Below are 24,883 nucleotides of genomic sequence, written 5' to 3'. Positions count from 1 at the left end.
GATCGGTTCCCCGCGCGGGCCGCGCCCGCGCGACGGCCGGGTGCGCCCCGCGATGATCGCCGCACTGGCAGCGCGGCGCTGGCAGCTGGCGCTGTTCGTGTCCGCGTACCTGGGGTTGCAGGCACTGCTTTTCGGCCTGTACTGGGGCGACACGCCCAAGACCCTGGTGGGCGACGAGGTGTCCTACCTCGCCTGGGCGCGTGGCGTGGCTGGAGAGGGGCCGATGCCGGCACCCACCGGCTGGTGGCCGCCGCTGCAGGCGTGGCTGCTGGCGGGCAGTCTGCGCGTGTTCGGTGACACCCTGCTGCCGATCCAGCTGCTGCAAAGTGTTCTTTTGCTCCTGTGCGCCGCGCTGCTACGGGATCTGTGGCGCGGCTGCGACGGCCGGGTCCGGGCCGCCAATGCGGCGGCGGCGTTGTTCCTGCTCAATCCCTCGACCCTGGGCTATGCCCACTGGCTGTGGCCCGAGGTGCCGCATCTGTTTGCCTTGCTGCTGGCCGTGTGGCTGGCCGCGCGCCATTCCGGCGGATGGGCGGGTGCCGCGGTGGCGGGCGCCGCAGCGGGCGTGGCCATGCTCGCCAAGAGCCTCCTCAGCGCGTTCTGGCCCACGCTGGCGCTGCTGGCGGCAAGGACGCGCCGCTCGGTACTGGCCGGCCTCGCCTGCGTCGCCGGCGTGCTGGCGGTGACGGCGGTGCCCCTGTGGCAGGGCTGGCAGCTGACCGGCAAACCATTGATCGCCGACAGCTCCGCGTTCAATCGGGTGGGAGGCCTGACCGACCGCTGGCGCAGCGACTACGTCGGCGATAGCGTGCCGCTGCTGGCCGGCGAGTATTTCGCGATCGATGGCGTGCGTGAACGCAACGCCGCCTTCGCCCGGCGCGCGGAAGACCTGATTCACCGCCAGGGGCTGGTCGCCACGCTGAGTGACCAGCTCGGCCGCCAGTATTTCCGCCTGTTCAACGCCAAGACACTGCTGGTGTCGCAGCTGCCGGGACCTGCGTGTGCCGGTTTCATGGGCGCCTATCATGAAGTGGGTGCCGCCCGGGTCACGGCCGTGAAGATACTGGCCTACACCAGCCATGCCCTGATGCTGGCCGCCTTTGCGCTGGGCCTGGCCGTATGGCGACGCTGGCGCGAGCCGCTGGTCTGGTGGACAGCCCTGTTTTTCGCCTACCAGCTGGCCTTGTACCTGCTGCTGCACGTCAAGGCCCGGTTTCTGCTGCCGATGGTGCCGTTCATGTGTGCCTTTGGCGGCAGCTTCCTGGCCGGCATCGGTCGCGGTGACAATGCGATCTGCCCACCGGGGTGGGCGCACCAGCGCCTGCGCGTGGTCATCGGCCTGGTGCTGGGGCTGATATTGCTGGGGCTGGCCTTTCTGGGGCCGTTACTGGATCGTAGTTGCGCATGAGCGCCAATGCGGGAGGCACCGTGTCGCGCGAACACGAACTGAGCCTGCGGCTGGCCGAGGCGGCGTACACCGAGGAGCAGCTGCGCCGGGTGATCGCGCAGCTGCTGGAAGAAGCCGACGCGGTCTTCGCCAGCCGTAGCTGGCGCATCGGGCGGGGCCTGACGGCGCTCGCCGGGCGTTTGCTTGGCCTGGTGGGCATTCGCCTTCCGACGGCACAGGATGCGGGCCATTGGCGCCGTATCGTTGCCGCCCATGACGACGTCCTGCGCCGCCGCCGCCTCCTGCTCGAACGCCTGGTGGCTGATGCCGCGGTGCGCGAAGGGGACCTCGACAGCGTGCTGGCCCAACTGTGGACCGCGGTCGGCGAGGAGTCCGCCCTGCGTCCGGGGCCGCCCGCGTGAACGCCGCCCGTCCGCTCAGCGTGGTGTTGCTGGCCTGGAACCGCTGGGATCTCACCCGGCGCGCCCTCGATACCTTGCTGGCCACCGATTGCACGGGCGCACAGATCATCGTGGTGGACAACGGCTCCACCGACGGCACCGCGGAAGGCCTGCGTGACTACCACGACCGCGTGCGCGTGCTGACACTGCCGCGCAACCTGGGCTTCGTGCGCGGCAACAATGCCGGCATCGATCTCGCCGGCCCCACCCACGATATCGTGCTGCTCAATAACGACCTGGAGCTGCGCCAGCACGACTGGCTGCTGCGTCTGCGCGAATGCGCGTACGCGGCGGCCGACATCGGCATTGCCGGATGCCGTCTGGTCGACGGTGAGGGCCGCCTGCTGCACGCGGGCACGGTCGTGATGCCCGACGACGGCATCGGCGTCCAGCTGGCGTCCGGGCGCGTCGAGCGCGACGTCGGGCAGTACACTGCGCCCTCGCGGGACGTGCAGGGCGTTGTGTTCGCGGCGGTGCTGATTCGACGCGAAGTCATCGCGGCCATCGGCCCCCTGCACACCGACTACGACACTTACGTCGAAGACACCGACTACTGCCTGCGCGCCCGCGCCGCCGGGTTTCGCACGGTATTGTGCGGATCGGTCAGCCTGGTGCATCGCCAGCACGGCTCGACCGCCGACAACGCCGCGCACCGGCAAGATCTATTGGCCACCGGCCGCGCGACGTTCCTGCGCCACTGGGGCGGCGAGCTGGCGTCACGCTACGGCCGCCGGGTCATGCTGTTCGGCGCACTGGATTTCCCGCGTGCGACGGCCGAGTGGCTGCGTCCCCTGGTGCGTGCGATGGACCAGGCCGGTATCGATGTGCGCTATCGCCCCTTGCATGCGCCGGTGCTGCCGGCCGCGATCGCGGAAACGCCCGACAGCCAGGACCACGTGCTCAACACCATCCGGCGGCGCGTACCGCTGTCGAATGTTCCGCTGCTGGCGGCCGGTGACCCAGCCCTGTGGCTCACCTTGCCGACTGCCGGATTCCGCATCGGCATCCTGCCGGACGATCCGTTTGCACTGGATGCCTGCCAGCGGGCCGGCATGCAGGCGATGGACATGCTGTGGGTGACGCGCGAGTGGCTGGTCGAGCGCGTGCGCAAAACCGGCTTCAAGGGAAATATCCACATTGTTCCTTGGGGTGTCGACCCCGACTACGCCCATCCGGGCATCGGCGCCACCCACAATCCGCACGGCGAGTTCGTCGTGGCGGCGACGCTGCGCTGGAACGAGGCGGATGCACCGTGGCGTCTGATGCAGGTCTTCGCCCGGGCATTCCGCCGGGAAGATCCGGTGCGCCTGGTGCTGTGGGTGGATGCACCGGGCATCGACCTGGCTGCGGCGACGCGCGCCGTGGCGCTCAATCCCCACGGTGGCCGCGTGACCGTGCTGCCCCGGCCGCTGCTACCCGAAGAGCAGCGCAACGGCCTGCTGGCCGCTGCCGATGCCTACCTGGCCCTGACCGCGACGCCCGGCCAGGGCTACGCCGCCCTGCGCGCCCTGGCCATGGGCAAGCCCGTGATCGTTCCCGCCACGGCCTTGCCCTGCGACGGCGTGGACATTCCGCGGGCCTTCCGGTTGCCGTCGGAGCCTGCTGCTGCAGTGGACCTGGCAGCCGTCGACGCGTTGCGCCGGCTCGTTCGCGATGTGAAAGAGCGCCAGGCGTGGCCCGATCGCTGTGGCGCCACCCTGCGCCAGGAACGCCGCTGGCTCGACACGGCCCAGCTCATGCGCCAATTGCTGGAGCAGCTGGACGGACAGGCGCGACCGGCGCCGCGCGAGCGCCCCCCGGCGCGTGCGCAGGGGCTGGTCGTGCTGGGCATGCATCGCTCCGGCACCTCCTGCGTCAGCGGCCTGCTGCAGCTGATGGGCGCCTATGGTGGGTCGGCGGCGGGGTTCCTGAGCAATCCCGCGGAAAATGCGCGTGGTTTTCTCGAACGCGGTGATGTGCACGCCGCCTGCGTGGAGGCGCTGCGCCTGCGTGGCGGCGACTGGTCGATCCCGCTGGGTTGGGATGCGGAGGCGCTGCCGGCCTCGCGCGCGCGCCTTCGCGCCGCGTTGCGGACACCGCTGGATGACCTGTCGGCCGCCGGGCTGTGGTTCCTCAAGGAACCGCGGCTGTGCCTGCTGATGCCGGAACTGGATGATCTTGCCGCCGACGCGGTGTTCGTGCACGTCGTGCGCGCGCCCGCGGCGGTCGCCGCGTCGATTGCGCGCCGCGACGGGCTGACCATTCCGCACGCGCTGGCGCTGTGGGAGCACTACAACCTGCAGGCGTTCGCGGCTACAAAGGCGCGCCGCCGTGTCCTGGTCGACTACCATGCGCTGCTGGACGACCCGTTGCGCGTGACTGCGGCGCTGCATACGCGCCTGCTGGAGCTGGGCGTGCGCGGCCTGCGCCGCCCCTGCGCCGAGGAGATCCACGCCTGGGTTGGCGCGCCGCTGGCTTCGCAGCGGCACGCGCGCCTGCCGCACGTCAGTGCGGCGCAATCGGAATTCTGGGCGCTGCTGGAGAGCGGGCGGGTTTTGCTGGATGCGCCCTTGCCGGCGCTCTCGGCCAGCAGCGAGGCGCTGCTGCTGCAACTGGCCGGCGAACACCGCCAGGCATTGCGCCGTGAACGGGAAGACAGACGGGATGGATAGGTGCTGGAAGGGATGACCGCCATGAGTGATACCGCGACCGCTGACCTGCCGCACCGCGTGGAATGGGATGGCCGTCAGCTGCAGATGCACGCTGCGCCGGCCGCTGCCGTCGACGTCTACATCGACGACATCCTCTATGCCTGCCTGCAGGCCGACGGCGCCGGCCGGATCGCGCTGGATCTTCCGCACTCGCCCAGCGGCCGCTCTGCCATGGCCCTGCATCTTCGCGCCGGTCCGGTGACCAGCCGTGCAGTGGGATTGCATATCGGCCAGCCGGGCCTGTCGGCGGCGCCCGCCATTCGCGAACCCCGGTCGCCACCCGACGCCGAGCTGATCGACGCGCGTACGGCGCGCCGCGAGCTGGCGCACGACGTGGCAATCGTGGTGCCTGTCTACAACGCACCGGAAGCGGTGCGGGCCTGCCTCGACAGTGTGCTCGAGCACACTGTCGGCCCGGCCCGGCTGATCGTGATCGACGATGCAAGCCCCGATCCGGCGATCGCGCCGCTACTGGAAGCGTATCGGCACCGCGCCGGCGTCACGATCCTGCGCAATGCCACCAACCTCGGCTTCACGGCCACCGCCAATCGTGGCATCACCGAAGCCGGGCGTGCCGACGTGGTGCTGCTCAATGCCGATGCGGAGGTCGCTGCGCATTGGCTGTGCGGCCTGCGCCGTGCCTGTTACACCCGTTCCGATACCGCCAGCGCGACAGCCGTGTCGGACAACGCCGGTGCCTTCTCGGTGCCGGAGCTCGAATGCGAAAACCCGTTTCCGGAAGGCTGGCAGTTCGTCGATGCGGCTCGCGCGTTGTGGCAGTCGGCGGGCACGGCCTATCCGGAATTGCCTACCGGCAATGGCTTCTGTCTCTACCTGCGCCGCAGCGCCCTCGATGCCGTCGGCCTGCTCGATGCCGAGGCCTTCCCGCAGGGCTACGGGGAAGAGAACGACTGGTGCCAGCGCGCCGAAGCCGCAGGATGGCGTCATGTGATCGCCGGCAACGTGCTGGTGCGCCACGCGCGCAGCCAGAGCTTCGGCCATGAGCGCCGGCGCTTGCTCGGCGAGGCCGGGATGCGTGTGCTGCGGGAGCGCTGGCCGCACTACGAGGCCGCGGTCGGCATGACCCTGTTCTCGCCGGCGCGGCGCGCGCTGGACTGGCGCGTGCGACGCCGCTACGCGGAACCGGCGCGTGCCCGGCCGCGGGTGCTGTGGCTGGATGTCGATCCGGTTGATATCGATGGCTGGGAATCGTGGCGCTGGACCAGTGCCGACGACGGGGCGCAACTGGACCTGCGCCATGACGGTACCTGGCGACGCCTGGAGACCGGCGGCGGCGCCGGCGATGCCGTGGCCTTTGCAGCGGGACTGCGCGAACGAGCCGACTATCTCGGTCGCGTCTTGCAGTGCTACGCCATCGATACCATCGTCCTGCCCGATCAATCCCGTGCGCCCTACCCGGATTTCCTCCTGATTGCCCGGAACCTCGCGATTCCGGCGCTCATCGGCAGCGGTGACGACTGGTTCCAGCGCCTCGAGCGCGTCCGTTCGGTGTTGCGCGCCTTCGCGGATCCGCCCGCATGACGGCGGCGGGCGTTGCGCTCGTCACGGGCGCTGCGGGCCAGGATGGCGCCTGGCTCTGCCGGCAATTGCTGGATGCGGGCTGGCAGGTCTGGGCTGCCGTGCATACGTCCGTGCCGCCGGTACCGTGGCGGTGGCGCGAGTTGTCGATCGCCGGTCATCCGCAACTGCAGGTTGCGCCGTTGTGCATCGAAGACGCCGAAGCCTGCCACGACGTGGTCGCCCGGTCGGGTGCCTCGCGCATTTTCCACCTTGCCGCGATCAGCAGCGTGGCGCAGGCCACGGCGGATCCCGTGCGCGCCGTGCAGGTAAATGGCATGGGTACCGTGCACCTGCTCGATGCCGTGCGCCGGGTGGGTGGCGACGCCGCCGTGGTGGTGGCCTCCAGCGCGGAGGTGCATCCTGGCGCGCTGACCGATGAGCGCACGCCGGCTGTGGCCGCGCATCCGTACGCCTTGTCGAAGCTGATCGCCGAAGAGGCCGTGCGCTGCTACCGGAACCGGTTCGGACTGCGCGCGTCGATCGCGATCCTCTTCAACCACGAGTCGGAACTGCGCGGCGATTCATTCGTGACGCGCAAGATTGCCGCTGCTGCCGCACGCGCCGGTGCCGGGTCCGGCGAAACGCTGTCGCTGGGCAACCTCGATGCGACGCGTGATTTCGGCTACGCGCCGGACTACATGGCCGCGCTGCGCGCCCTGGCGGATCTGCCGGCGCCCGAGGACCTCGTCATTGCCACGGGCGAGGTGACGGCGATCCGCCAGTTCACCACGATGGCCTACGCGGCAGCAGGTATTGAACTGCGCTGGGAAGGGCAGGGCGCCGGCGAACGGGCCATCGACACGGCAGGCGCGGTGCGCATCCGCGTCGATCCATCGTTCCTGCGCGCTTCGGATGCGCCCCTGCAGCGTGGCGATGCGACGCGCGCACGCCAACGGCTGGGCCTGCGCCACAGCCGGGATGTCTTCGGCATCGCGCAGGTCATGGTGGCGGCGGAGCAGCGCCGCCTGGGCCTGGCTTCGCTCGCCGTGGACACGGGAACCTGCTGAAATCGCCCGATGACGCAGGATCCGATCAAGCTCATTCTCAATGTCGATGCCATCAGCGCGCCGCTGACGGGCATCGGCGTGTACACCCGCGAACTGGCGTTGGGGCTGGAACGCCATGCGGCGATCGAGTCGCTGAAGCTGTTCTCGGCATACCGCTGGGTCGATAGCGTGCAGCAGGCGCTGGCCGTCAACCACGGCGTGCAGACCATGCGGCGCGTGCTGCCGTTCAAGCAGTTCGCACTGGAAGGCTACACGCGCCTGCGCGCCGGGCTGTTCAAGGCCAATGCCAGCCGCCTGCGCGACCACGTGCTGCACGCGCCGAACTTTGTGCTGATGCCGTTCGACGGCCCGGCCGTAGCCACCGTTCACGATATCTCCTATTTGCGTTATCCCCAATTCCACCCGCGCGAGCGCGTTCGCTTCCTGGAGCGGCACCTGCCGCCGACCCTGGCGCGCGCCGACGCCGTCATCACCGACTCGGCCTTTGTCCGCGACGAACTGGTCACGGTGCTGGGCGTGGATCCAGCCAAGCTGCATGTGGTGCCGCTGGGTGTCGACCCGTCGTTCCGGCCGCGCGAGGCGGATGCACTGCGGCCGACGCTGGCGCGTCACGGTGTGGTTTTCGAAGGGTACCTGCTGGTGGTGGCAACCCAGGAGCCACGCAAGAACCTGGAGCGGCTGGTAACGGCCTACGCGCAACTTCCGGCGACGCTGCGCGCCAAAGTGCCATTGATCGTCGTCGGTGCCCGCGGGTGGCTGGATGCACCGCTCGCGCGCGTCATCGAACCATTGGAGCAGCAAGGCCAGGTGCGGCGCCTGGGTTTCGTCACAGACGAGGACCTCCCGCTCCTGTACGCCGGCGCGCTCGGCTTTGCCTTTCCCTCGGTCTACGAAGGCTTCGGCCTGCCACTGCTCGAAGCCATGGCCAGCGGCGTACCCGTATTGACCTCCAATGCCGCCTGCATGCCCGAAGTGGCCGGCGATGTGGCGCTGCGGGTCGATCCATTCGATGTCGATGCGATCAGCGCAGGACTTCAGCGTCTGGTCGAGGACGCGTCCTGGCGCGCGCAGGCGCGCACCCAGGGCATCGAGCGCGCCGCCGGATACAGCTGGACACGCACCGTCGATGCCACCATCGCTGTGTACCGGGCCGCTGCAGTACGCGCGGGCGCTGCCATTAACGCGCTGGATCACCATCCGCCGGGCGTGGTGCGGCCCCGCGCAGGCGTCGCGCTGGTGAACTTCAACACAGCTGATCGCAGCCTGCGCTGCGTGGAGTCGCTATTGCCGTTGCGCGACCGCGTGCGGCTGGTCGTCGTCGACAGCGGCTCGCGCGATTCCGATGTGCGCCAGCTGCGCGATGGCCTCGGCGTGCTCTGGTCCGAAAGCGAGCTCATCGCCAGCCCGGTCAACATCGGGTTTGCCGCCGGCTGCAACCGCGCCATCAGCCGCTTTCTCGGCGATAGTGACATCACGCATGTCCTGCTGCTCAACAATGACGCCGTGGCTACCAATGCGCTCGTGACCTGGGTGACTGATCACCTGGACGGACGCCAGTCGGCTGATCTGGCGGGCGGACGCGTGCTGAAACTCGAAGCCGGCAGCGACGAGATCGATTCCCTCGGCATCGCTTTCTACCGCAGCCTCCTGGCCTCCAACCGGCTGGATGTCGCCGAACCCTACTTCGGCCCCACCGGCGGTTGCGCCCTGTATTCACGCGCCGTGCTGGACCGCCTGCTGCAGGCGCACGGCATGGTGTTTGACGAAGACTTCTTCTGCTACGCCGAAGATACCGACGTGGCCGCCCGCGCGCTGCTGCTGGGCTTCACGCCCCAGTACACCGATGCGGTGCTCGCCCGCCACGAAGGTCAGGCTTCCAGCGGCGGCGGCTTCAATGACTTCATCCTGTACCACGGCATCCGCAACTCACTCTGGATGTTGCTCAAGTGCGTGCCCGCTACCGTGATCTGGCGCCGTCTGCCCTGGCTCCTGGCCATCCACGGCGGCATCGTCGTCCGCCACGGCCTGCGCGGCAAATGGCGCGTCGTCCTGCGCCTGTACCGCGATGCGTTCCTGGGCGTGATCCGTATGTGGAAAAAGCGCCGCGTCATCCGCCACACCCGCGTCATCCGTGCCCGCGACTTCGCACAGCGCGTCAGCCCCCGCTTCTACGACCGCGGCTACCTGCGCAATGCGTTGCGTGAATTGTGGCGGTGGCGGTCACCGTAGCAGTCGCCAAGGCAGGGTGACCGCCGCGCGTCTTCAACTCCCACAGGTAACCGGGCCCGGTGTGACACAGGGCCCGGTAACCCGCTTGCGCCTTAAGCAGGTGTCCGGGAAATCGGGGCAAGATCAATGTTATCTGCACGCCAAATTGCTCTATGCAACGCTTTCACGTCGATAGTGAATGCTGCCCCACTGGCTACCTCTGGTTTCGATGGTGACTGAAACTGTGCGATCTGGGCCGACGGCAAAGTCGAGCAGGACCGCGTTCTGGGCATCCATTGTGGTAACAACCAGCAATTCGGCGACATAAATCCAGCTCTCCAGGTCGGAGCTGAACGTGTCCGCGGATTCAACAATAAGCGGGCCACATACGTGGGAAGTTTGCGTCCAGAGCAAAACATCGCCACTCACCGCCATGCTGAGGGTCCGGAGGTAGTCGCGAAAACGCGTCGTGTTCAGTTCAGATGCGGCAACATCAATCTGACTTGCGGATTTTCGTCGGTCCGCCTTGGCGATAAGCGCTTTCGTAGACTCCAAATCCAGGAGGTCGCTTTGCGCAACAGGCCGGCCAACAATCTTGCTGAGGGTTTCCAAGTGCGCGCGCATTTGCGTCTTCTGCGCAATCATTTCTGTCCGACTTAGCATGTTAATCCTCCGCAGAGTAGTCGACCTTCTGCTTGCCATTGTTCATCAAGGCAGGGCGTCTGTATTTATTCATTTGCACTATTCCAAGGTCCACTTTGACTTTGCCTGCCTCCCAGTGTGGTTGACCGATATGGCTACGATCCATGGTCTGCTGTTGGACGCTCATTCGGAGTGGTCCGTTTCCCGTGGGAATGTCGTAGGAGTATTCGTATCCAGATGCGTTTCTCGATTGCGACCGTGGAGTCTGGCTTGTCGGAATTCCTGCCTTCCGCATGACTTCTCGGCGCGCCGCTCTGGAGCTCGCTGCGCAAGCGCAGTCATTATGTACGAATAGCTTCTGCTGACCGGCAAAGTAGGTGTGGAAATCGGCAACTGAAAAGTTGTACGTGACTTCAAGCTGTCCATTCCTACCTACATGCTCAAGTACTAGATCCCGGTTGTCCAGATCAACAAGGACCATTCCGGAGAGCAGGTGCTCGACGGTTACCCAACCACGATGTTTGACCCAAAACGGGTGGTCGTCCGTTGCGCGTATCGGAGTAATCATGCCGTCAGCGTCGCGAACTGAGAGCTCGAACAAGGGCTTTTGTTTTGTATTTATCAGTTGAGTGACCGGCTTGAGCGCGGTCTCGCCTGTCACTGGGTCCCGTGCATACACCAACTGTCCAACCACTATTTTCTCAATGGGTACCGGGCCCGTCTCCGTCCAAACCGGCGTACCCGCCGGAAAGCAACAACACGCCGCACCAGCCAGCGCGCGGGCTACGCCCCCTTCCGCACCGCGGGCAGCTCCCCGGGCCATTCCACGTACCGCACCATAGGCACGTGCCGATGGGAGAAGGGTGGACAAGATCTCGAAAGCGGCCGCGCCACTAACCTCCTTGTCGCTGATCTCGGTCTCCTGGAATCCGTAGCCCGCCAGGAACTGCATGGCAGAAATGGGGTTCATCAGAGAGGTCGTTGTGCCGGTGAGATTGTAGGCGGCACGTGTTGCGCCAGTGACTGTGTCACCCCATGTACCTTCCACACCGCGTTCGCCCATCTCCGTCGTGTACGGGAACATCATGTGCGACGCCTTTCCAGCTAACGTTCGCTCTGGTGTCTTGGAGTTCACGCCGCCCTTGTCGGCGATTGGGGTCGACGGTTTGGTCGTAGATTGGCGTTCGGCGCCATTTGACTGCATGCTGCCGCTGCCAGCGGCAGCGCTGACAGCGCTCATCTGATTGGCGTTGCCCAGCACTACTTTTTCGCTACCAATGGCATAGGTGACGGTAATGGTCTTCCCATTCTTCTCAACCGTGCAGCTGCCCGCGCCGCCCTGATCGATACTCACTTCGCCGCAGGACTGGTAGCCACTCGGATCGTGCCCGGCCAGCGGATTGTTCATGATGTAGCTGTAGGGATTGAGCGACTGCGAGTGCATGGCCGCCTGAATCACTGGGTCCACCGCCAAGAATCGTCCCAGGTTGTAGTCATACACACGCCCGCCCATATGGATCAGTGCAACGTCGTCGGCGTGTTCATGCTTGGTGAAGCCGTGGATGGTGTTGGGCAGATTGAGTGTTCCGCCGCGGTCGGTGAAGTCGGCGTTGCGGGCCTTGCCGAAGGCGTCGTAGGCGCGGCGATGGTTGTTGCTGGCGTCGATGCTGGCGATAGTGGAACCGAGGCGGTCGCGCAGGGCAACGGCAACGGTTTCGGTGGCGCCAGTCTTGGTAACAATGACGGGGCCGAGTTCGTGGATGTGCGTGGTGCCCATGCGCTCGTAGCCCGCGTCGCCGAAGTAGCGTGCCCCGCGGCTGGTGACGCTGTAGGTGCGCTCGCCGAGGGGGCTGTAGGCCCAGCTATCGGTGCCGCTGGGTGAACTGACCTCGGCGGGGCCTTCGAAGCCGTACTTGAAGATCACGTCCGGATTGGCACTGGTTCGGCTGATGGTCTTCGGACGGTTCTCCGCATCCACCAGCACGGTGAGATTCGTGCCACGGATGACGTTGCCGTTGGCGTCGCAGAAGTACTGCTGCGTGCCACCACCGGACAGGGCGACGCTGGAAGCACCGTGTGGTCCGCAACCGTTCTGGTTGTAGGTGTAAGCGGTGTCGCTGTCGGCGCTGAAGTCGGTCTTCTTGCGGATATTGCCGCTGGCAGAATAGGCATACTTCACCGGCAGGCCGTTGGCGGTGGCTTTGGTCAGTCGCTGCAGCTTGTCGTATTCATACAGCTCGGTGGCAACACTTGCGCCTTGCGGGGTACGGCCCTGGCTGGCGAGATTGCCGAAGCTGTCATAGGTGTAGCTGACCTTGTCGACGGCCGTCGCCCCCTGCTTCCAGGTTATGGTCTTGGATTGGCCGGTACTACCGTAGTCCTCGTGAGTGCCGGTGAGCACGAGCGAAGGGCTCGCCGTGACCATCTCCCCGGTAATGTGACCCCAGGAATTGGCCGCGGTCGCCTTCCAATAAGGCGTAGTGGCACCGACCTTCTTCAGCGTTTCGCGATGGCCGATCGGGTTATACGTCGTTTCAACAGCCAATCCGCTGGGATAGGTGTAGACACTGGGGCGGCTAAAGTCGTCGTACGTCGTGCTGTGCGTCAGCGTGACCGCCGCGCCTTCGGTAATGGTGGTCGTGGCGCCATTGGGACGCCCGAACGCGTCATAGGCATGGATAGTCTTCCAGACCACCGGATTGGCGCCTGGATTGTTCCGGTTGCTGCCGCGGCGACGGGTGACTTCGTGGACCATGCCGATGGCATTGGCCGGGTCGTACGTGTAGTCGTCCTGGAAAACGTCATTGCTGAGCCCCTGCGGTAGCGACGCCGGAGGGACGATGCGGCTCTGTTTGACACGGCCCAATGCGTCGCGCTGCGTTACAGTGTTGACGGCGCCGCGGGCGTCCGTCTGGCTCAGGAGCTCGCCGAAGGCGTTCATGCGAACTTGCCAGGTGCCTTGATCGGCGTCGGACATGCCGACCCGCCGGCCGAGGGCATCGTAGGTCGATGTGCTGACGATCAGCTCCGGATCCTGGATCGCCACGACCTTGCCGTTGGCATCGCTCCAGAACTTCGTGATGCCGCCGTTAGCGTCCTTGGTGTGGAGTATCTGGCCGCGGCTGTCGACCGTGCGTGTCATGTCCATGCACAGATTGGATGCTGTGGCAGGACAGTTGGATCCGACGTCTAGGCTGACGCTTGCTGCGTGCACCACGATGCGAGTCGTGCGGCTGGAATAGAAATACTCCGTGACGACATTGCCGTGTGTCGGATCCAGTTCGGCCCCTGGACCCACCTTGGTCGTGGGGCGACCAAGGCGGTCGTACATGGTCAGCGTTTCGTAGGGGACGCCACCGTCCATGTAGGGCGTACTCTGCGCCGATACCTTACCCATGTCGTCATAGGCCGTATGCGTCTGGATCAGCGTGCCACTGAATCCGCGCTGCGCTTGCTTGATGACCCGGCCCAGACGGTCGTGCCACGTGATCATCGTCGGGTAGCCGGGATGTACGGTCGTTACACGCCATGCCGCCGTAGTGGCGTTGGTGTTGTTACCGATGATGGCGCCGGTGCAGGTCGCGCCGTTACACGGCTGGATCGACGTATCGATCGCCGAGCCGATCAGCTGGCCCGTGCTGCTGCGGTGCTCAACATGCGTGGCGCGGCCGAAGGCGTCATACGTGGAATGCAGGACGTTGCCGTTGGCATCCGTCGCGGCGATCGGTTGGCCGTCCGCCGGGTTAACGGTTGTGGTAACCGTGCGATTGTTTGCGTTCGTGATTGAGTACGGAAAATAGCCGTCCGGCTCGGCCACCGTTCCACCCTTGGTGTAAGTGAATGTCGTGGTTCGGGTCGGGCTTTGTGCCGCTTCCAGGCCGACGGCCGTCATGGTCAACTGCGCCGGCGATCCGTAGTTGGTCAACGCCGTCGGCAGTTCGTCCGGATAGGTGAACTCGGTTTTCGCCGCTTGATCCGCTACGCCACTTTGTATCGTTTGCGTTTTCGGCAGGCGCGTTGTCGGACGCCACGTGTATTCGGTCTTGACTGAGTGCGATGGCGCCGATGCGCCGGCGGGCATCGGATGCGTTCCGGTGTAGGTGATGGACCCGGTGACGGTTTCTGACTTGATACGATCGACCCACCAGTTAGCGATGTCGGCGGATTCGAGCTCAACGTGCGTGGCAGTCGTCTGCTCTTGAACAAAAGCGCTGGGACCTTCGTCCTTGAGCGTTACCACGTGGTCAATCAGATTGCCGTAGACACTGGTGTCGGAACCATCGTCCCACCCGGATCGGGTTGCGCCGGCGGCTGCGTAATCGGTGGTGTTGGTGCTGATTTTCGTTCCCGCCTCGTAGGCTTCGTCGATCTGCCTGTCGACGAACGGCCGGTAGACCGTCGTGCCGGTCGGTACCGCCAGAGCGTCGCCCAGCGTGCAGGCGCCACGGTTGCTGCGGGTACAGGCCCAGGTCGTACTGGATTTGCCCAGGAGCGTGCCGGTTGGCGTCGTTGTCCGCACCGATTCGATACGGCCCGTCAGCGGAAACTTCTGATGGAAGATGGTTTCCGTTCGCGACTGGAGGTTGGTCCGATCAGCGGCATTGCCGGAGATGACCTTGCGGAATCCTTGGAATCCGCGGCCGCCGTTGTTGTACATCGCTTCGGAATAGGCGTAGACCGCGCTGCGGTGGGCGTCGATGCTGCCCGCCGCAAACGGCATCCCTTCCCGGCCCTGCAGGAAAGCGCTGACGACTGGCATGGAACTGCGAAAGTAGAAGTGCCGTTTATCGACGTAACCATGGGTCGACGGCAACGAATACAGCGGCGGAAAATCGTCCGATTCTCTCGTTGTCGAGAGCGGCAGGTAGAGCCACTGGGCGTGATCGCCAACGCCGTTGACGACCTTGGCGAGCAGCTCTGGAAGAATCACACCCGGCTCCGCTGAGGGCGCGCGCGCGCCGGGACCTGTGGGTGTCGTGGCATTGCCGGTACCGGATTTCACGCCGAGATTGTGGTTGACGTACGGTACGAAGTGGTCCTTGAAGTAGCTTGTCGCCACCGTGCCGCTTTCGGTTTGTACCGTCGCAGGGCCCCAGTTGCCGTCGCCGACGACCTTGCATCCGTCGTAGTTGCCGGCGTTGATCGTGCGCTTGACGCCCGAGCAGCCCATGCCGGTGACGAGGTCAGCCATCCCGTCGCCGTGCAAGTCTTCCGAGCGCGATACCCGATTGATCGAGGTCAGCTGTGACACGAGGTTGGTCGTAACCAGCCTGACCGCAACCGAGCTCGCACCTGTCTGCACGAACTTGAGCTGATCCATGTGGTAGGTGCTGGGATCGAAATCCGACAGATTGGGCTTGGCAGCGCTGGCGCCTAGCCCATACATGTCATAAACGGGAAACCCTTCCCATTCTGCGGGATAGATCGAGTTCGTTGCCGCTGGCGGCATCGTCAATCCGGAGCCGGGATCCGGTGGGCACGCATAGACGGCGCAGCGCTGGTTTAGAGTGCCTAACAAAACGCCGCGTAGTCTACAATGCGTCAGCCACAAAGAGTTGAGTGCTGACGGATGAGTAAGCTTGAGATCAAGGACGATCTATGGGACGTGATTCGGCGGCTACTTCCGCCGGAGCCAGATCGCCCGAAAGGTGGTCGGCCAAGAGTGCCGGATCGTGCTGCCATCAACGGCATCGTGTTTGTCCTGAGGACGGGGATTCCATGGGAGCATTTGCCGCTCCGGCTAGGCTATGGATCCGGCATGACCTGCTGGCGACGGCTGCGAGACTGGCAGCAGAGCGGTGTTTGGGATCGATTGCACAAGGAACTGTTGCGGCGGTTGCGTAGCTACGATCAGATCGACATGTCGCGAGTGAGTGTGGATGCAGCGAGTGTTCCTTCCCCCGGGCGGGGAGGAAACCGGTCCAAATCCTACCGATCGAGGAAAGTTGGGGTGCAAAAGGCACGTTGCGGTCGATGCCAGGGGCACGCCGCTCTCGTTCCTCATCAGCGGCGCGAACACGCACGACAGCAAGTGCTTCGAAGCCGTAGTCAATGCGTTACCTGCGGTTGGTGGTCTTCGAGGGCGTCCTCGGCGATGGCCAGACAAGGTTCATGCTGACAAGGGATACGACTACGAACATTGCCGACACGCGTTACGGCACCGTGGAATCGTCCAGCGTATCGCTCGGCGAGGCGTCGAATCTAGCCAGCGACTGGGCAAGCATCGTTGGGTCGTCGAAAGAACGTTTGCTTGGCTCAACCGATTCAAACGCCTTCGCATCCGGTATGAGCGCCGCCCTGAAATCTATCTGGCCTTCGGATTGCTCGCTTGCTCATTGATCTGCTGGCGTGCGATTGAACGGTTTTGTTAGGCACTCTTAATGCCGCCTCGTCAATCTGCAATCCGCGGCAGCCATCGGGCGACGCGGGGACATCGGCCACGATGCACATCTTCACCGCAAACTTTCGCTGGTGGGAGACGACGAGCACGTCCGACTTGCCGTCGCTGTCCACATCCATGACGGGCGTGCGGTTGGCGTAGCGGAAAGTCAGTCCGTTACCTTGCAATTCCAGGCCAATGTTGGAGCCGGTATCGATGGCGCTCGCCAGGACTCCCCCTTTGTTGAAGCGAACGACCCAGTTCTTCGTGCGACGCGCAAACACCAGGTCGTCCAATCCATCCGCGTTCACATCCAGCCAGCGCGTGAGGTAACCACGGCTCCACTGGCATTCGTCGGTCATCTCGTCGTTGCTGCTGACGAGCCCGAGTTGCGTGCACGATTTGGTCGTTGCGCTGATCACGCTACCCGATCCCTGCGTCATTGCGATGCCATGAAAGGCGTGCTGGAGCGAACCTGCTGACCCTGTCTCGCGCTGGAGGAACAGGTCGGGAAGGCCGTTGCCATCGAAGTCGGCAACGTGGGTGACGGAATCGCGGGTGATCACACCGTTGGCAAGACTGTCGGCCAGGCAGACCAGCGGCGCGGCAGGCACCGCGAACGTCGCTTGCGTCGTCAGTGCGCCGGACGGCGTGTTATTGGTGAAGACGAAAAAGCCCTTGCCACCACCGGAGCAGGTCGGCGCCGCCTTGGTGATGCCGATATCAACGCGACCGTCACCGTTGTAGTCGGCGGCGAAAGAGCTGCTCTGGTTGTAGATTTCCGCGATGTTGCTCGGTACCGTCCTGAGCGCGTTCGTGGTCGCAATAGCCCCGCGGGGGAGATTCCACACGCGAAATACGACCTTGCCCCCCTCGTTGTCGATGATCTCGGAACGGCCGTCGTTATCTATGTCGGTGAAACCTTCGCCCAGCTTGCCGGTGAGCTCCACCGCGGTGCGTGTAACGCGGTCGTCCTTGAGCTGCACGAGATAGTTGCGCGTGCTCGTGCCGCTCTGCACGTCCGCCACCACTTCGCGCGTGCCGTCGCCATCCAGGTCGCCGATCGGGCGCATGTTGTAGGGAGACCGTTCGATGCCCGCAGCAAGGAGCTGGCTGGTGTCGATATTCCACGCCGCCAGCGAGCGGATCCGAAAATCCATGTTGCCTTCGGTCATTGTGAACGTGGTCGCCGGATGGCAGACGGTGCCGGCGCATTCCTGCCACTGTGTCAGCAGCAGGCGACCGGAATAGGCGGACGCCTTGTAGCTCGGCGTGTAGGTCCGGATCGCCGTCGCCCCCACCTTCGTGGTGATGGCTTGAATCACTCGGGTCTGCAGCGACAGCCCTTTGGCCTGGTAGCTCGAACCGATTTCCGGATTGATTCCTCCGCTGGCCTGTGAGCGCGTCTGCCATTGAAAGACAACGGACCGATCGCCTTCGGTGGCGTCGAATCCCGTGTAGGTGACGCTTGCCAGCAGCACTTCGCCGTTGCCGACATCGGAGTAGGCGTAACTCTGGAAATTGCCGACGCGGTCCTGCGTGCGGGCGACCATCCACGTGAGGGGCGCAGGTGCGCCGGACGGGGTGACGCTGGCGCCGGTGTTCGTACAGGTATTGGCGCTGACCTTACCGCCCAAATGCAGGATGCGGCCGGATTTATCCTCGACGGTAAAACAACTGGCGCCGCTGGCAATCGAACCAAACTGCGTGATCCGGGCGAAACTGTCGACTTCCGTCCGATATTCGGCGCCGGTTTGGCCATACGTTCCGGCGACGGCTACAAGACGCTGACCATCCAGGCACAGTTTGTCGTTCGCATCGAACTGCACGCCGCGCGTCTGGCCATCTTGTTCCGGCGTGTGGCCGCAGCGCGAGATCGCGCTCAATCCGGATAGCGACCAACCCAGACCCGCCACGCCCTCACCGGTTCGGCTGCTGTAGTTCATCGACAGCGCTGGCTGCATGCCCAGACGGCCCGGTGGCACGACAATCGGGAACGTATATGCCGCCGCACCGCCTTCTGTACGGGCCTCACCCGTCAGCGAGCCAACCGTCGCGTAATGCGTCCCCAGATCTTCCGTGGCCTCGTAGAACGGACTCATTCCGCCATTGGGAACGAAGACGTCAGGTCCGCTGGTGTCGACAGTAAAGGAGGTGACTTGCACGCTGGCCAGAACTGGCACAGCGAATCCGAACAAGGCGAGCCCCAGGGATCGCCAATGGCTGGGTTGCATGGGGTGTTCTTCCGTGTTGGTACGGTACGACGAAGGAGTTAGTTCTGCGAGGTCGCAGAGAGGATCGAGGGATATGTCGGGCGGTGGGGCCCGCCGTCCGCAAAGCAATTCGTTGTTGCGTCAAACCTAGTGCCGATGGCGCAGCAGCGCTCGCCGGCAAATTTCAGCCAGTTCATGGAACCCTCGTAGATCAAGACTGCGGCGGCCGGCAGTTCACATTGAGCTGGGCGGCGATGGTCTGGTTCAACACTGGTTCCTGATTCCGGTGTCGAGCGTCAAGCATACACTCCATACTGCCAATTAATGATTGGATCACACATGTGTATCGCCGTGTGAGATTGCATAACGCGCCCGCCCGCAATGCGTGGAATAGGGCGTAAGGCGTGTCTGGAGAGGGTGAGATAGCCGTCGAGGAGCGGCAAACGGTAGCGAATGTTCTGCGTCGAAAACATCGGAAACGTGCCAGGGTTGAGAATACTCTGATTCTCTCCCCGGAGTACTCTGACCGCCGATCGGACTTCCAAGTTGATCTCTCGCTCGTGCAGGATGCGTAGCCATCTTGTGGTCACTGCGTCGTGCGCGTGCTCACAGTAATATGCGTGCGAATCCAGGCCAACAATGCTTAGGACTATTCCGAGCCCGCCACCGGAATCCGACCGATTCCGGTGGCGGCAGCGGTGTGAAATAGTGGCACCATGAGCCCCTTCTTGTGGGCAATATGCGCACCGGACCAGGCGCCTGGTGAAACGTTGCAGCGATACACCATCGGTAAGCCGGCGATAGACAGCGAATGAAGCAAAGTGTCCGCATGCGCGGCGCCGCGCACGCGAACGAAAACTGCGCAGATCGAAGTGGATGATCCGTCGACCGCGGCCGCAGCGACGGCGTGGAAGCGGTTGTGCGATACCACGCCGGCAAGGCGATGCTCGTCAGCACGCTTTGCCCGCCAGCCCGTCGCGAACAGGCTGTGGATATCGACCAACCCGTACAATGGCAAATGTCACCGGAAACACCGTCGACGCCCTTTGTGCGGCAATCCATCCTCCGGACGGATTGATCGTCGCCTTCCGGCACGATCGACGATACTTCCTGCGACATTCGCGCAAGGCTTCGGTAGGTTGGGGTGAGCGCCAGCGAACCCCGACACGTGCCTCTCGGTACGTCGAGACGCCATCGGTGCCGCCTTGTCGGGCTTGGTTTTCGCCCACCCCAGCCTGCGTCATCACCCGGTGGCTACGGTTGACGTAGCGACGAACGAATGCGCCCTGTTGGAGTTCGCTGGCGCTCACCCCGACCGACAAGAGCAACGCTACGCGCTCGTAGCCCGCGACTGCATCAACAATTGCCCGCTGTTGTAGATTGGGCTGAGCGCAGCGATGCCCAACATCGCCGGGCGCGTAACGCAACGGCGACAGCTACATTTCGCGTAGCCGGGTTGAGCAGCAAGTTTCGCCCGGGGAAACACCGCGACTGCGATCAACGGTGACGCGACACCCGACGCAGCGTCCATCTCACGCGCCTACCTCCACCGCCCGCGCCTCCCGGTCAACCTCCTCCAACCGGTACCGCGCATGCGCTTCGAGCATGGTCAAGGCGTGCACCTCATCCGCCAGATGCGCCAACAGCGCGCCCACGCCGTGAACAAATGCATTCCCGGGCGCCGCAGCGCCGCTCTTCCCCAGCGCAGCACCGCCGCCAACGTGCGCAGGCCCGCCAATGCCCGGTCACGCCGGCCCCGCGCGGCGTCGACAATCGTTTCCGCACTGTCCGCATCCGCATCAAACGCATTGACGAGCACATCCGCCAGACAGAACTCGTCGGCGGGCAAACCATGAGGGGACGAATTCACGCGCACCTCCGCGACGGGGAGGGAAGGCCACGCAGCCGCCGGCCAGCGGCACGGCGGATGCGTCGGGTATCACTGCGCGTACAACGTTCGCGGTGCGCGAACGGACTTTCCATGCAGATCGACATCGTTGAGTCCTGGACGAGTGAATAACCCGTCACCGGACCCGAAACGGTGACGGACGGCGCATGGTTGGCATACCGGTCACTAGCCCGGCCAGCCTTGCGGCTGCCACGCGCCGCCCGCCATTGAAACCGGGATGGTATCAATAGGGCGCCCAGCCGACGATGGCGGACGCAAAAGAAGCGCCGACATCGACGGATGGGCGCTTGGCTGCGCCTAGTGAGCCAGGATGCCAATCCTGGGCTGCCGAATTGGCGGCAGCGCCACGATTCTGCGCACGCGGCTTTCGCGCGTCAATGTGGAAAACGATGCGCGGACGAATGGACTGGTGTCACCCGCTCGTTGTGACGCGCTATGGTCGGCCAGACGCTGGCGGCGTCCTTGCGGCGTAAGCGCTGAGTCATTTGGCACACTGGATCGCCTCGGCTCAGGCGACCATCGGATTACCGTTTCGGTAGGAAATTTGTGAAAAACCAGCAAGAATCGCCCTCAGACGATGGGCGAAAGCATGCTGATTGAATTCTCCGTCACCAACTACCGGTCGATCCGCGACGAGCAGAAGCTGTCGTTGGTGGCGACGGCTCTGGACGACCACGCGGAAAAGCACGTCGTTGGCAGTGGCGCTCCGGGGGGCGTCAGGCTGCTGCGTAGCGCGGTCATCTACGGCGCGAATGCAGCCGGGAAGTCAAACCTGATCCTGGCAATGGGCTGTATGGCGCGCATCGTCAGGTCGTCGGCTCGCAAAAGCCAAACAGGGGAGCCTCTACCGGTTGTCCCGTTCCGCCTGGATGCGTCCGCCGATGGGCAAACGACGTTTGAGATCGTGTTTGTCGCGGACAGGGTCCGCTATCAGTACGGATTCGCCGCCACGTCCTCGCGCGTAGTCGAGGAATGGCTATCTGCCTTTCCTGAGAAGTGCAGCCAACGGTGGTTTCACCGGGAGTACTCGGCGAAAACACAGAATTACACGTGGACCTTCGGCCCGCAGCTGAAAGGCCAGAAGCAGGTTTGGCGTGCGGCTACGCGCGACAACGCATTGTTTCTTTCTACCGCACAGCTCAACGCGGAGCAGCTGCGTGGCGTATACGAGTGGTTCGACAGCACTCTCCTCGTTCTTCCACGGCTTGATGCATTTCCCGACCTATCCACGCGCAATTTGCTTGAGAGCGGCGGAATGCGCGCGCAGATTGCGGCGCTGTTGCGGAATGCAGATACCGGCATACGGGATGTCGAATCCGTCGAAAGCACCGCGAACGCAGAATCCGCGGGAGAAGGTTCCGGTGTTCGCGACGACAGGCCCGCGTCATTTCGGGAGCTCAGGAAGGTCCTGGGCAAGGTCGTATTGGTCAAGCATCAGCGTGCGATGGAACCGATGCCTGGTTTCCGCTTTCGGATGAGTCGGACGGAACGAAGCGACTGTTCTCCATTGCCGCGCCGATCCTGAGCGCGCTGGACAGCGGAGCAAGGCTGGTTGTGGACGAGATGAACAACAGTCTTCATCCGTTACTGATCCAGAAGATTGTTGAACTCTTCCACGATCCATCCGTGAATCGGAATGGCGCGCAGCTGATCTTCACGTGTGATGCCTTCTTCTTCGTGAATCCGATCAGATATGTCGGTGTAAGCGATACAAAATTCTAGCGAGCACCGCAAACAACATCGAAGCGCCGACCAGGTACTCCGCCGCCCAGCTGGCCAGCCAGGCCCAGTAGGAAACCTCCCGTGCGTGACCGCCCATCTTTTGCCCTACAAAGTAGAGGCCGCCCTCCGCATAGCCCCAGCGGGCGCTACCACCCAAGGCAAGCTCCATCACCATCAGCAGGAGGAGGGACAGCACGACCAACAACACTGCAACGCGCACGTACCCGGGTTTGGCGTACCACGGATTCAGAATGCCGTGTTCTGCTATAGCCTGCCGCGAGGATCGGGCCGCCTGTTCCGCGAGCTGCGAGGCCGCGAGGCGGTCGGCGGAACCAGAAACGTCGTTGTCTGCCATCAGTGGTCTCCTTACAGGCTGCGCGGTACGTCGAGGCCGTCTCCGGTGCTGAAATGACAAGGCGGCGCGAGGGCGTGCCCACGTCGGCAGACACCATCGGATCAGGCACGTCGTGGCGTTCCCGTTCTGGCCGGAACCGCCGGTGACAGACCGCTGCCCGTGCACTCATGATCGCATGCGCGGCCCTGTCCAGCATCCCGGAGCAACCAACGACGGACCGCTACCGCGTATACCGAGATCGGGAGCGGATCGTGATCAGCCATCTGTCGGGACGGCCCCTTCGCGGGGCATCATGGTGATATGCCCCCACCGACCGCCGGATCTGGCAAACGCCCACCGCAGGCAGCGTGCCCTCGGAACAGCGCCTGCCTGCCAGATTGCAACCGTCGGCTTCGATTGCCGGTGCATTCCGGAGTCACCGGATCTGGCTGGTCGGGAACTTTCGCCATCCGCCCGCCACGTGGGAAGGGAAGTCGACGGCGTACATATCACGCTTTCCGGTACAAGGCGGAAGCTCTCCATCGAGAGCGATACGTCCGCTCGAAAAGTCGCTTCAATATTCCTGGATGGGTACTCCCCAGCGTCGGCGGGCGAGGTGCCGTTCCCTCGCCAGAATGCTGAGGCGCGCAGAGAACGTCTAACGGTAGAGGGGTGCGACAATTGAATCTATTCAACGAATCAAAAAAAGTGCTGGGATGCGTTGTCGCTGGCGCGTTGCTGGACGGCTGCGCGATTATGGGTGGAGACATGCCTATTCGCGTTCACGGCCGGCTTGGACAGGGGGTAGGTCTGCGAGATGGCGAAGAATGTCGCCTCGGCATGCATCTGTCAGAATCTGGGCGGCTTCGGTCAGGAAGGAGTATTCATGGAGAATTTGACGAAACGTTTGTTATTGAAGCAAAAGCGAAAAAGTATATGTTCGCAGTTGACTGTCCAGGCGGACGCCGTTTTCAGTCGCCCGAAGTTCAGCTGGGTGGGCCTGGGACATTCGATCGTCTCATTGACCTCGGGGCCGTATTTGGCGACTAGCGTCGGGCGGTAGCTTCCGTAAGACGACGGGAACATCTGCTTTGGACGGTGGCTCCTCCAGCTTGCGTAATAGATGCTTTGCGGGATCTCCGGCCTTCACCATCTCGAGATCCTCATCACGCACGCGACGAACCACCATCAGATCAGACGAGTAGTAGATGTAGGTCGCAAAGAACGGACGAGCAGCGTTGACGGGAGTGTGTGAAATACCGTTGCGTAAATGGGTAATATGCCTCTGCGTCGCCGTTCCGGCTGCGGCGCATGGAGGGGGCAGGAAGAAAGCATTGTCTGCTTTGGCGCGGAGCTCGTTCATTCGGACGAGATCGCCACGTATCGGGACGCGGCTGCGCGCCGGGGAAGAATTCCGCCGTGGCCTGACATGTTTCCTTTCGATATCGCGGAATTCAGGCGCGGGGACGGGCTCGTACTCACGTCGAGTGATGTCGAGCGCTGTGAGAAGCAAGGGGCTTACCGGCGCGCACACGAATGCGGCGCGAGAAGGATCACTGTCTTTCAGATACCACAGTCGGCTGCGGAAGGCGAAGTTCATAGCCTTGAAAGTCTCGTAGGTGCCAGTCACGACGATGGCGGTGGCGGGCACGCTAAAAGTGGATGCTTCGGGTTTCCGGTTGCAGGATCAATCGTTGTTAACGAAATGGCTGGCGACAGGGTTGAGGTGACGATCGATGTCCGTTTCGAGATGGTTGCGCTATGGAAGTATCCGGCGCTCTGCCCATCCTTCGAAATGAAGGAGAGGCTTGTTTTTGTCGACGGAGGGTCGGTCCGGAAGTAGTACACGGGTCGGGGGCAAGCACGGCCTTCGCTCGCCGGAAGCAACGATCGGTGCCATCATGCTAAGGTCGTGCAATTTCACTCATGCCAGGGGCATCTCGCGAACGTCGGCCGGATCCCTGGAACGGCCTGATTCAAGGTGGCAAATGCGAGAGCCGAGCGATACGGATCCATGTGCGCTGAAGTCGGACGCGTACGCGTTCATGCGTGTGCGATGCAAGAAGTGTTCGGTCAAGGCAAGCAAGACCGCGCCGTGGTGGGTCGACTGGCTACTCGACGCGCTGCACCTGATAGGCGTGGTGGCCGGAATGGCGCTTTGCATTACGGCCGGTTCTTTCGCGCCGTTCTTGTACGTCATTGGCGCTTCATTCGTGGTCGTGTCGGTCGTCAACTACTTCACGGTCGGGGCGCGTTGCGGGCTGAAGGAGTAGCGCTTCCGTGCGTTCTGTTCCTTGGGTGTATTGGCGAGGTCGTCGGGGTGGATCCATCTGCGCCGCGCCGGTTGAGC

Annotated in this window: 16 protein-coding genes; 10 read left to right on the top strand and 6 right to left on the bottom strand. The window is 63.9% G+C overall.

The window, feature by feature from the left end; all coding sequences use genetic code 11:
• The first annotated feature begins 52 nt into the window (after nt 1-52).
• The 6 genes from N4264_RS25045 to N4264_RS25020 are packed head-to-tail and all read left to right on the top strand — an operon-like array spanning nt 53 to nt 9,355.
• A complete protein-coding gene (locus N4264_RS25045) occupies nt 53-1,408 on the top strand; it encodes a glycosyltransferase family 39 protein (RefSeq protein ID WP_261694927.1) in 1,356 nt (451 codons plus the stop codon).
• Nucleotides 1,405-1,809 (top strand): hypothetical protein, encoded by a 405-nt coding sequence (locus N4264_RS25040; RefSeq protein WP_261694926.1) that lies wholly within the window; start codon nt 1,405-1,407, stop codon nt 1,807-1,809. Before N4264_RS25045 ends, N4264_RS25040 begins: the two co-directional genes overlap by 4 nt.
• Complete coding sequence (locus N4264_RS25035; protein WP_261694925.1) at nt 1,806-4,499, top strand: glycosyltransferase; 2,694 nt, start codon at nt 1,806-1,808, stop codon at nt 4,497-4,499. Before N4264_RS25040 ends, N4264_RS25035 begins: the two co-directional genes overlap by 4 nt.
• 21 nt (nt 4,500-4,520) lie before the next feature.
• On the top strand, nt 4,521-6,080 hold the full coding sequence (locus N4264_RS25030; RefSeq protein WP_261694924.1) for a glycosyltransferase family 2 protein: 1,560 nt from the start codon (nt 4,521-4,523) through the stop codon (nt 6,078-6,080).
• Nucleotides 6,077-7,126 carry a GDP-mannose 4,6-dehydratase gene (locus tag N4264_RS25025; protein WP_261694923.1) on the top strand — a complete coding sequence of 350 codons (1,050 nt, stop codon included), beginning with the start codon at nt 6,077-6,079 and terminating at the stop codon, nt 7,124-7,126. Before N4264_RS25030 ends, N4264_RS25025 begins: the two co-directional genes overlap by 4 nt.
• A gap of 9 nt (nt 7,127-7,135) precedes the next feature.
• Nucleotides 7,136-9,355 (top strand): glycosyltransferase, encoded by a 2,220-nt coding sequence (locus tag N4264_RS25020; protein WP_261694922.1) that lies wholly within the window; start codon nt 7,136-7,138, stop codon nt 9,353-9,355.
• A 150-nt stretch (nt 9,356-9,505) separates the two neighbouring features.
• Here the strand turns inward: N4264_RS25020 and N4264_RS25015 are convergent, their stop codons facing one another.
• Both N4264_RS25015 and N4264_RS25010 read right to left on the bottom strand, forming a co-directional pair.
• Nucleotides 9,506-9,997, bottom strand: a complete 492-nt coding sequence (locus N4264_RS25015) for a hypothetical protein (protein WP_261694921.1) — start codon at nt 9,995-9,997, stop codon at nt 9,506-9,508.
• Between the two features lies 1 nt (nt 9,998).
• The gene (locus N4264_RS25010; RefSeq protein ID WP_261694920.1) at nt 9,999-15,527 is read right to left on the bottom strand and encodes a polymorphic toxin-type HINT domain-containing protein; all 5,529 of its coding nucleotides are present in this window, start codon (nt 15,525-15,527) and stop codon (nt 9,999-10,001) included.
• 18 nt (nt 15,528-15,545) lie between these two features.
• Here N4264_RS25010 and N4264_RS25005 point away from each other — a divergent pair.
• Nucleotides 15,546-16,347 (top strand): IS5 family transposase gene (locus N4264_RS25005; RefSeq protein ID WP_261694505.1). Its coding sequence is split into 2 segments (ribosomal slippage): nt 15,546-15,874 and nt 15,873-16,347, totalling 804 coding nucleotides; the frame shifts between segments, so codons are not numbered across the junction.
• Here the strand turns inward: N4264_RS25005 and N4264_RS25000 are convergent.
• Nucleotides 16,241-18,589, bottom strand: coding sequence for a SpvB/TcaC N-terminal domain-containing protein (locus N4264_RS25000; RefSeq protein WP_261694919.1), 2,349 nt, complete (start codon nt 18,587-18,589; stop codon nt 16,241-16,243). The two genes, N4264_RS25005 and N4264_RS25000, sit on opposite strands and share 107 nt — an antisense overlap.
• Before the next feature lie 1,588 nt (nt 18,590-20,177).
• Nucleotides 20,178-20,438, bottom strand: coding sequence for a hypothetical protein (locus tag N4264_RS24995; protein ID WP_261694918.1), 261 nt, complete (start codon nt 20,436-20,438; stop codon nt 20,178-20,180).
• Nucleotides 20,439-21,066: 628 nt separating this feature from the next.
• Between N4264_RS24995 and N4264_RS24990 the strand changes: the two genes are divergently transcribed.
• Nucleotides 21,067-22,002, top strand: a complete 936-nt coding sequence (locus tag N4264_RS24990) for an AAA family ATPase (protein WP_261694917.1) — start codon at nt 21,067-21,069, stop codon at nt 22,000-22,002.
• Entirely contained in the window at nt 21,900-22,199 is a 300-nt protein-coding gene (locus tag N4264_RS25950) for an AAA family ATPase (RefSeq protein WP_425508363.1), read from the top strand. Before N4264_RS24990 ends, N4264_RS25950 begins: the two co-directional genes overlap by 103 nt.
• Here the strand turns inward: N4264_RS25950 and N4264_RS24985 are convergent.
• Complete coding sequence (locus N4264_RS24985) at nt 22,165-22,554, bottom strand: hypothetical protein (RefSeq protein WP_261694916.1); 390 nt, start codon at nt 22,552-22,554, stop codon at nt 22,165-22,167. The genes N4264_RS25950 and N4264_RS24985 overlap by 35 nt on opposite strands.
• Before the next feature lie 997 nt (nt 22,555-23,551).
• On the bottom strand, nt 23,552-24,184 hold the full coding sequence (locus tag N4264_RS24980) for a hypothetical protein (RefSeq protein WP_261694915.1): 633 nt from the start codon (nt 24,182-24,184) through the stop codon (nt 23,552-23,554).
• Nucleotides 24,185-24,521: 337 nt separating this feature from the next.
• On the opposite strand from N4264_RS24980, the gene N4264_RS24975 reads away from it, so the two are divergent.
• Nucleotides 24,522-24,806, top strand: a complete 285-nt coding sequence (locus tag N4264_RS24975) for a hypothetical protein (RefSeq protein ID WP_261694914.1) — start codon at nt 24,522-24,524, stop codon at nt 24,804-24,806.
• Nucleotides 24,807-24,883 lie beyond the last annotated feature (77 nt).

Source organism: Tahibacter amnicola, assembly GCF_025398735.1.
Lineage (GTDB): Bacteria > Pseudomonadota > Gammaproteobacteria > Xanthomonadales > Rhodanobacteraceae > Tahibacter > Tahibacter amnicola.
The sequence above is the reverse complement of the archived record's forward strand: the minus strand, read 5'-3'. Positions and strand labels throughout refer to the sequence as shown.

Bases quoted from the DNA above. Each gene is read 5' to 3' on its own strand.
- N4264_RS25030 (WP_261694924.1), top strand. From the start codon at position 4,521: ATGAGTGATACCGCGACCGCTGACCTGCCGCACCGCGTGGAATGGGAT.
- N4264_RS24975 (WP_261694914.1), top strand. From the start codon at position 24,522: ATGCGAGAGCCGAGCGATACGGATCCATGTGCGCTGAAGTCGGACGCG.
- N4264_RS24985 (WP_261694916.1), bottom strand. From the start codon at position 22,554: ATGGCAGACAACGACGTTTCTGGTTCCGCCGACCGCCTCGCGGCCTCG.
- N4264_RS25020 (WP_261694922.1), top strand. From the start codon at position 7,136: ATGACGCAGGATCCGATCAAGCTCATTCTCAATGTCGATGCCATCAGC.
- N4264_RS24990 (WP_261694917.1), top strand. From the start codon at position 21,067: ATGCTGATTGAATTCTCCGTCACCAACTACCGGTCGATCCGCGACGAG.
- N4264_RS25045 (WP_261694927.1), top strand. From the start codon at position 53: ATGATCGCCGCACTGGCAGCGCGGCGCTGGCAGCTGGCGCTGTTCGTG.
- N4264_RS25025 (WP_261694923.1), top strand. From the start codon at position 6,077: ATGACGGCGGCGGGCGTTGCGCTCGTCACGGGCGCTGCGGGCCAGGAT.
- N4264_RS25000 (WP_261694919.1), bottom strand. From the start codon at position 18,589: ATGCAACCCAGCCATTGGCGATCCCTGGGGCTCGCCTTGTTCGGATTC.
- N4264_RS25040 (WP_261694926.1), top strand. From the start codon at position 1,405: ATGAGCGCCAATGCGGGAGGCACCGTGTCGCGCGAACACGAACTGAGC.
- N4264_RS25015 (WP_261694921.1), bottom strand. From the start codon at position 9,997: ATGCTAAGTCGGACAGAAATGATTGCGCAGAAGACGCAAATGCGCGCG.